We start from the raw sequence: 7,986 nt of genomic DNA on the forward strand, positions 1-7,986 counted from the left end.
CGACCGGGTCGCCGAGGACCTGGCCGGCCGGGACATCACGCACGTCGTGGCGTCCCCGCTGGAGCGGGCCCAGGAGACCGCCGAGCCGATCGCCACGTCACGGACCGGCACGTCCAGGCCCAGCGGGGCGGCCTGGAGCTCCACCAGCGGCTCGCCGAGGGACATCAGCAGCTGCCGGAGGGGGAGGCCGGGGGTGCTCATCGCGGCTCCTTCGTCGTACCGGACAACGCCGTACGGATGACTTTAGCCGCCCGGCCAATCAAGTGGTGGCTCGTGCAGGAATAGCGTTCGTGCTGTGGCCGACGTGCGACCCACGCCGGCATCCCCCCGCAAGAAACGAAGGAGAGCGTGCGCTCATGGACGCTGTGACCCAGGTCCCCGCGCCGGTGAACGAGCCGGTCCACAGCTACGCCCCCGGCAGCCCGGAACGGGCCCGCCTGGAGGCCAAGCTGAAGGAGCTGGGCGGCCAGGAGCCGGTCCAGCTGACCATGACGATCAACGGTGAGCGCCGGATGGGCGGCGGCACCGAGATCCACGTCGTCCAGCCGCACAACCACGCGGCGAGGCTCGGCACCCTGCGCAACGCCACCCAGGCCGACGCGCAGGAGGCCATCGACACTGCCCTGGCCGCGGCCCCGGCCTGGCAGGCGCTCTCCTTCGACTCCCGCGCCGCGATCTTCCTCAAGGCCGCCGACCTGCTGGCCGGCCCCTGGCGCGAGACCCTGGCCGCCGCCACCATGCTCGGCCAGTCCAAGACCGCCCAGCAGGCCGAGATCGACACCCCCTGCGAGCTGGTCGACTTCCTGCGCTTCAACGTGCACTTCGCCCGGCAGATCATCTCCGAGCAGCCGGTCTCCTCGGACGGCGTGTGGAACCGCAGCGACCACCGCCCGCTGGAGGGCTTCGTCTACGCGATCACCCCGTTCAACTTCACCGCCATCGCCGGCAACCTGCCGACCGCCCCGGCGCTGATGGGCAACGTGGTGCTCTGGAAGCCCTCGCCGACCCAGCAGTACTCCGCGCACCTGCTGATGCAGCTGCTGGAGGAGGCCGGCCTGCCCAAGGGCGTCATCAACATGGTGACCGGCGACGGCCTGGCCGTCTCCGAGGTCGCGCTGAAGCACCCGGCGCTGGCCGGCATCCACTTCACCGGCTCCACCGCCACCTTCCAGCACCTGTGGCGCGAGGTCGGCAACAACATCGCCGGCTACCGCAGCTACCCGCGGATCGTCGGCGAGACCGGCGGCAAGGACTTCCTGCTCGCCCACCCGTCCGCCGACAAGGCCGTGCTGCGCACCGCGATGACCCGCGGCGCCTTCGAGTTCCAGGGCCAGAAGTGCTCGGCGCTCTCCCGCGCGTACGTCCCGGCCTCGCTCTGGGCCGAGCTGAAGGACGAGTTCCGCGACGAGGTCGAGGGCCTCACCATGGGCGACGTCACCGACCTGTCCAACTTCATGTCGGCCGTCATCGACGAGCGCGCCTTCGCCAAGAACAAGGCCGCGATCGACCGCGCCCAGGCCGACCCGCGGGTCGAGGTCCTGGCCGGCGGCACCTACGACGACTCGGTCGGCTACTTCGTCCGTCCGACCGTGCTGGTCTGCGAGGACCCGGCGAGCGAGTACTTCAAGGACGAGTACTTCGGCCCGATCCTCGCCGTGCACGTCTACGAGGACTCGGCGTACGAGGAGACCCTGGCCCAGCTGGAGTCCGTCTCCGCCTACGGCCTGACCGGCGCGATCATCGCCCAGGACCGCGCGGCGGTGCAGGACGCGATGGGCAAGCTGCGCTACGCGGCGGGCAACTTCTACGTCAACGACAAGCCCACCGGCGCCGTCGTCGGCCAGCAGCCCTTCGGCGGCGGCCGGGCCTCCGGCACCAACGACAAGGCCGGCGCCAAGCAGAACCTGGCCCGCTGGACGTCGACCCGCTCCATCAAGGAGACCTTCGTCCCGCCGACGGACTACCGCTACCCGCACATGGGCTGATCCCCCACCCCGACGCCCCGGTCCCGCAGCCGGCGGGCGTCGCGCGGGGCGGTGTCCACACCCGGGACACCGCCCCGCCCCTTCTGCCACCCTTAGAAGCACCAGTTCCAGGAGTCACGATGCTCCGTACCGCCCTCCTCGCGGCCTCCCGCTCCCCGCAGGTCCGCACCGTGGTCGAGAAGTTCCCGCCGACCCACGCCATCGTCGAGCGCTTCGTCGCCGGCGAGAAGCTCGACGACGCGGTCACCGCCTGCGACGACCTCGTGGCCACCGGCCGCAAGGTCACCCTCGACCACCTCGGCGAGGACACCCGGGACGCCGCCCAGGCCGCGGGTACCGCCGAGGCCTACGAGCACCTGCTCGCCGCCCTGAAGGACACCGGCCTCGCGGCCGGCGCCGAGGTCTCGGTGAAGCTGTCGGCCGTCGGCCAGTTCCTGCCGGTGGACGGCGAGAAGATCGCCCTGGAGAACGCCCGGCGGATCTGCGAGGCCGCCGCCGCGGCCGGCACCACGGTGACCCTCGACATGGAGGACCACACCACCACCGACTCCACCCTCGCCATCGCGCGCGAGCTGCGGGCGGACTTCCCCTGGCTCGGCGTCGTGCTGCAGGCCTACCTGCGCCGCACCGAGGCCGACTGCCGCGAGTTCGCCGGCGCCGGCTCCCGGGTGCGCCTGTGCAAGGGCGCCTACAAGGAGCCCGAGTCGGTGGCCTTCCAGGGCAAGCGCGAGGTCGACCTGGCCTACGTGCGCGCGCTGAAGGTCCTGATGGCCGGCGAGGGCTACCCGATGATCGCCTCGCACGACCCCAACATGATCAAGATCGCCGGCCAGCTGGCCCAGTGGAACAACCGCGACCGCGACTCCTTCGAGTACCAGATGCTGTACGGCATCCGCCCCGAGGAGCAGCTGCGCCTGGCCGCCGAGGGCAACACCATGCGGGTCTACCTCCCGTACGGCCAGGAGTGGTACGGCTACTTCATGCGCCGCCTGGCCGAGCGCCCGGCCAACCTGACCTTCTTCCTGCGGGCCATGGCCACCCGCGGCTGAGGTCCACCGGTACGGCGGCCCGCGCCCCTTGTGGAAGGGGGGCGCGGGTCGTTCACCGTTCCCGGGGTCGTTCACCGTTCCCCGGCGGGCCGTTCGGCGGCCCCGGGGCCGTTCGCCGTTCCCCGGCGGGCCGCGGGACGGACCTGGCCGGTCGGGGCGTCATCCCCCGTGCTATGAATGCGTGTTCGCACACATCGGGGGAGAGTCCACCTTGTCGTACCCGACCCAGCCCGCCGCGCCCGGCGGGCCGCCGCACCCTGCCCAGCAGCCGTACCCGCCGCAGGGCGGGTACGGGTACCCCGGCCAGCAGCCGTACGGAGCGCCGCAGCCGCCCCACGGGGCGCAGCAGCCGCCGTACCTCGCGCCGCCGCAGCAGCCCTACGACCCCGGGCCGCCGCCTAAGCCCAAGCGGACCGGGCTGAAGATCCTGCTCTCCGTGGTCGCCGTGTTCGGCGCGCTGATCCTGATCGCCGGGGGGCTGGTGGTCTACAAGGTCAGCACCCGGGAGCCGGCCCGCCCGCTGAACAACGGCCCCGGCCCGTGGGAGACGCTGGCCGACGGCATGACCAAGGCGCTGGCCGCCAAGGACGAGGAGGCGTTCCTCAAGGCGTTCAAGGGGGACGCCGTCCGGGAGCAGCAGCGCAAGGTCTTCCGCAACCTCGTCAAGATCCCCTGGGAGAAGGCGTCCTGGGAGCCCCAGTTCGCCGCCCCGCTGGACGGCGTGATGATGGTCGAGTTCGCCCACCAGGTGAAGGGCGTCGACAGCAAGGAGATCGCCGAGACCTACGGCTGGAAGGTCGAGCCGGGCCAGGGCGGGGGGATCGGGCCGACGATCACCGAGGTGTCCGGCTTCAAGGGGCTGGACGGCAAGATCCTCGCCGCCGGGCTCTACCCCGCGCCCTGGGACCTCTACGAGGAGCTCACCGTGGAGGTCCGCGAGGGCCTGGTGCTGGTCGCCGACAAGGCGCAGGGCGACGAGGTGAAGCGGGACGTCGACGTCCTCGCCCAGGCGGCCAAGGACGACCTCGACACGTGGAAGAAGTCCGGCCCGCCGCCGGCCGCCGGCCGGGAGACCGCCCGCGGCTTCTTCGTGGTGCTGGAGAAGCGCCGCGAGGTCTACAACAAGCTGTTCCGCGGCGAGGGCCGGGAGAACGACAGCCTGGAGGCCGGCGTCAACATGCCGGTGCCCGCGCGCGAGCCCAAGAACTCCAAGGACAAGGTGTCGGCCGGCTCCCGGATCGTCCTGGACACCTCGCTGAGCCGCTTCACCAGCCCCGAGTGGAAGGACGGCGTCACCGACATCGGCCGCCACGAGATGGGCCACGCCATCGTCGAACTCCTCGGCACCGAGCAGGTGCTGGTCGAGGGCGTGCAGAGCACCCAGATGTGGGTGATCGAGGGCTTCGCCGAGTACATGGCCTGGCGGGGCCGGGACGAGTTCACACGCGGCCGCGCCCAGGCCGCGCTGCAGGGCTTCCGCTTCGACGGCACCCTGCCGGAGTCGCTGACCTTCTACGCCAAGGACCCCAAGGAGCGCAGCGCCCACTACGTGCTCGGCGGGCTGGCGGTCCGCTACATCGCGCAGAAGTACGGTGAGAACAAGGCGCTGGCCTTCGTGGCCGCCCACTACGCGGCGCCCAAGCAGTACCAGCAGCAGATCACCGAGGCGACCGGCCTGCCGTTCAAGCAGTTCCAGAGCGAGTGGGCCGCCTGGGTGCGCAGCCAGGTGCCGGGCATCAAGTGAGCCGTCCGGCAGCGGGGATGGCCGGGGTGGCCGGGGTGTCGCGGCCGGTGGTCGTGGCCCCCGGCCCGGCCCGTCGGTAGGATTTCGGGACCGACTCCAACGGGCCAGGGAGAACGCCGTGTTGAAGGCCTTCGCCGAACTGTCCACACCGCTGGTGGCCGACGCCTGCGTCCGGCTCGGGGTGCCGCCGCGCCCCGCGCCGACCGGGATCGCGGCGGTCCCGCCCGGCGCGAGGGTGGCCGGCCGCGCCCTGCCGGTCCGGCACTACGGGAGCGTGGACGTCTTCCTGGAGGCGTACGGCGCGGCCGCGCCCGGGGACGTCCTGGTCATCGACAACGGCGGCCGCACGGACGAGGCCTGCGTCGGCGACCTCGCCGTACTGGAGGCCCGCACCGCGGGCGTGGCCGGCCTGGTGGTCTGGGGACTGCACCGGGACACCCGGGAGTTGACGGAGATCGGCCTGCCGGTGTTCAGCTACGGCAGCCTGCCGCTCGGGCCCGTCCGGCTCGACGGACGGGAGCCCGACGCCCTGGTCACCGCCCGCTTCGGCGAGCACCTGGTGACCGCCTCCGACGTGGTGTTCGCCGACGCGGACGGGGTGCTGTTCGTGGACGGCGACGCGGTCGGGGAGGTGCTGGCCGTCGCGGCGCGGATCGCGGAGGTCGAACGGGACCAGGCCGACCGGATCCGGGCCGGCCGCACGCTGCGCCACCAGACCTCCTTCGACGAGTACCTGGCGATGCGCGCCGGCGACCCGGCGTACAGCTTCCGGCAGCACCTGCGGCGGATCGGCGGGGCGATCGAGGAGTAGTCGTCCCGCGGGCCGTACCGCCCCGGCGGGCTAGCGGGCGTGCCAGTCGCGCCAGGGGCCGGCGAGGACGAGCCCGGCGAGCCGGGCGTAGCCGCCCGCGCCCGGGTGGGCGCCGTCGCCGGCCGAGGCCTCGGCGACCCAGACCGGATCGGCGGCCAGCTCCCGGGTGACGTGGGTGAACGGGACGCCCCGCCCGTCGCAGAGCGCGGCCATCCGGCCGGCCAGCTCCAGCAGCCGCTCCAGGTGGTCCGGCCCGGCGCCGACCACCGGCGGCGGGCCGACGACCAGGGCGGCGATCGAACGCTCGCGGCAACCGTCCAGCAGGGCGGCCAGGTTGTCGAGCGTGCGCTCCGGCGCCACCCGGGGAGCGCCGGCCTCGACCACGGTGTCGTTGGCGCCGAAGGAGAGCACCAGGCGCAGGTCCGCGCCGGGCGGTGTACGGGCCGCCAGCTCGCTCCAGCAGCGCCGCCGCACGTCCTCGGAGGTGTCGCGGCGGACCCCCAGGTTGTAGGCGGTCACCTCACCGGCGGAGGCCGCCAGGACGCGGCCGACCCAGCCCCGGTACTCCGGGTCGCCGAGACCCAGGACGAAGGAGTCGCCGAGGAAGCAGACGCGCCGGTCCGAAGTGATCATCCGGCCATCGTAGGGCAGTCGGTGTACCCGTTCAGACCTGTTTCAGCACGTGCTGGCGCAGGGCCCCGATCAGCGGGAGGACGGAGCCGTCCACCCCGCCCTCGGTGACGGCCAGCAGGGCGTTGATGACCGAACGCGCGATCTGCCGGGCCGTCCCGACGTCGTCGCCGCACTCCTCGGCCCAGGCCCGCTGGGTCTGCGCGAGCGCCCCGCAGACCCGGGTGACCACATTGCCGGCCAGCTGCTCGGAGGCCTCGGTCAACTCCTCCGGCGACATCCGGTCGTTGATCCCGTACGCCAGGGCCAGCAGATTGGTGACGGTGAACTCGCCGTAGTCGGCGAGCAGCAGGGGCAGCGGCCGCTCGTCCGGCCGACGTGCGGCGAGGGCGGCCAGCGCCTCGTCGTCCTCCCGCCAGGTGGCTTCGAGCGCGGCCAGGGCACGCAGCGACTCTTCGTCGGTCATGCCCCGACCGTACGCGGACCGGCGAACTCCCGGGCGGCTTGGGCGGATCCGTCACCGATCCGGGGGAAATCCCGGCCGCCGCGGGGCCGGGGCTGGCATCATGACCGGCCGCTGCCGAGGGGCGTGAGAGCGCCGGGTGTCCGGGGGCGGGCCCCGGACACCCGGGGTGGGTCAGAGCATCGAGGAGGCCGGCTTGACCATGGCGCGGGCGGTCTTGGCGTCCACGTACTCGCCGAGGGCGGTCATCACCCACTCGCCGGAGTACTGGCGGACCAGCTTGCACATCACCACGCCGGTCTTCGGCTCGGACTGGGTGAGGTCGAAGCGGACCAGCTCCTGGTTGCTGGAGGCGTCCACCAGGCGGCAGTAGGCGCTCTTCACATCGGTGAACTTCTGGCCGGAGAAGGAGTTCACCACGAAGACCAGGCCGCAGACCTCCGGCGGCAGGCCCTCCAGGTGCACGGTGATCGACTCGTCGTCGCCGCCGCCCTCACCGGTGAGGTTGTCGCCGGAGTGGGCGACCGCGCCGTTGAAGATGGACAGCTTCATGAACCAGGCCGTCTCCAGCTTCTCGCGCCGCGCGTCGAAGGCGATGCAGGAGGCGTCCAGGTCGATGCTGCGGCCGCCGCCGGCGGGCTCCCAGCCGAGGCCCATCCGGACCGAGGAGAGGAACGGACGGCCGTTCTTCTCCAGGGAGACCGAGCCGCCCTTGGCCAGGCTGACCCGGCCCTTGTCGAGGGTGACCTTGGTGAAGGAGGGGGCCGCGGGGGCCGACGGCGCGGCGGGGGCCGCGGGCGGGGCCGGCGGGGCGATCCGGGGGTCGACCGGCGCGCTGACCGGAGGGGCGACCGGGGCCGGGGCGACCGGGGCCGGAGCCGGGGCGGGAGCGGCGGGGGCGACCGGAGCCGGGGCCGGGGCGGCCGGGGCAGCGGGGGCCGGAGCGGCGGCGGCCGGGGCCGGGGCGGCCACGACGGCACCCGCGGCGCCGATCAGCGCGAGCTGGGCGCCGACCTCGGCGGTCTCGTCCTCGCCGACCAGGATCTTCACGACGACGCCGGCGACCGGCGACGGGATCTCGGTGTCGACCTTGTCGGTGGAGACCTCGAGCAGCGGCTCGTCGACCTCGACGGTCTCACCCTCGGCCTTCAGCCAGCGGGTGACGGTGCCCTCGGAGACGCTCTCGCCCAGAGCGGGGAGCAGCACCGGGGTGGCGTCGCCGGCCGGAGCGGCCGGAGCGGCGGCGGGGGCCTCGGCGACCGGCGCGGGGGCGGCCGGGGCGGCCTCCGCGACGGGGGCGGCCG

At 73.3% G+C, this 7,986-nt stretch carries 7 protein-coding genes and 1 pseudogene; 5 read left to right on the forward strand and 3 right to left on the reverse strand.

The genetic code is table 11. The annotated features are described in order from the left end of the window. From ACWEQL_RS38995 to ACWEQL_RS39015, 5 genes and pseudogenes are all read left to right on the forward strand, one after another. Positions 1-94: pseudogene (locus ACWEQL_RS38995) on the forward strand (histidine phosphatase family protein); the annotation flags it as partial. 262 nt (positions 95-356) lie between these two features. Beyond that, a complete protein-coding gene (pruA, locus tag ACWEQL_RS39000) occupies positions 357-1,985 on the forward strand; it encodes an L-glutamate gamma-semialdehyde dehydrogenase (protein WP_452155777.1) in 1,629 nt (542 codons plus the stop codon). A gap of 119 nt (positions 1,986-2,104) precedes the next feature. Then, positions 2,105-3,034 carry a proline dehydrogenase family protein gene (locus ACWEQL_RS39005; protein ID WP_452155779.1) on the forward strand — a complete coding sequence of 310 codons (930 nt, stop codon included), beginning with the start codon at positions 2,105-2,107 and terminating at the stop codon, positions 3,032-3,034. 211 nt (positions 3,035-3,245) lie between these two features. Then, a complete protein-coding gene (locus tag ACWEQL_RS39010; protein WP_452155781.1) occupies positions 3,246-4,778 on the forward strand; it encodes a hypothetical protein in 1,533 nt (510 codons plus the stop codon). A gap of 118 nt (positions 4,779-4,896) precedes the next feature. Next, positions 4,897-5,589 carry an RraA family protein gene (locus ACWEQL_RS39015; protein WP_452155783.1) on the forward strand — a complete coding sequence of 231 codons (693 nt, stop codon included), beginning with the start codon at positions 4,897-4,899 and terminating at the stop codon, positions 5,587-5,589. 30 nt (positions 5,590-5,619) lie between these two features. Here ACWEQL_RS39015 and ACWEQL_RS39020 read toward each other — a convergent pair whose 3' ends face one another. The 3 genes from ACWEQL_RS39020 to ACWEQL_RS39030 form a co-directional block, all read right to left on the reverse strand. Continuing rightward, positions 5,620-6,222: a GDSL-type esterase/lipase family protein gene (locus ACWEQL_RS39020; RefSeq protein WP_452155785.1), complete on the reverse strand. Its 603-nt coding sequence runs from the start codon at positions 6,220-6,222 to the stop codon at positions 5,620-5,622. A 31-nt stretch (positions 6,223-6,253) separates the two neighbouring features. Continuing rightward, positions 6,254-6,685, reverse strand: a complete 432-nt coding sequence (locus ACWEQL_RS39025) for a hypothetical protein (RefSeq protein WP_452155787.1) — start codon at positions 6,683-6,685, stop codon at positions 6,254-6,256. A 171-nt stretch (positions 6,686-6,856) separates the two neighbouring features. Continuing rightward, positions 6,857-7,986, reverse strand: a 1,130-nt coding sequence (locus tag ACWEQL_RS39030; RefSeq protein ID WP_452155789.1) for a TerD family protein, incomplete at its 5' end; no start/stop codon positions are given.

The sequence above is a fragment of the Kitasatospora sp. NPDC004240 genome (assembly GCF_053603215.1).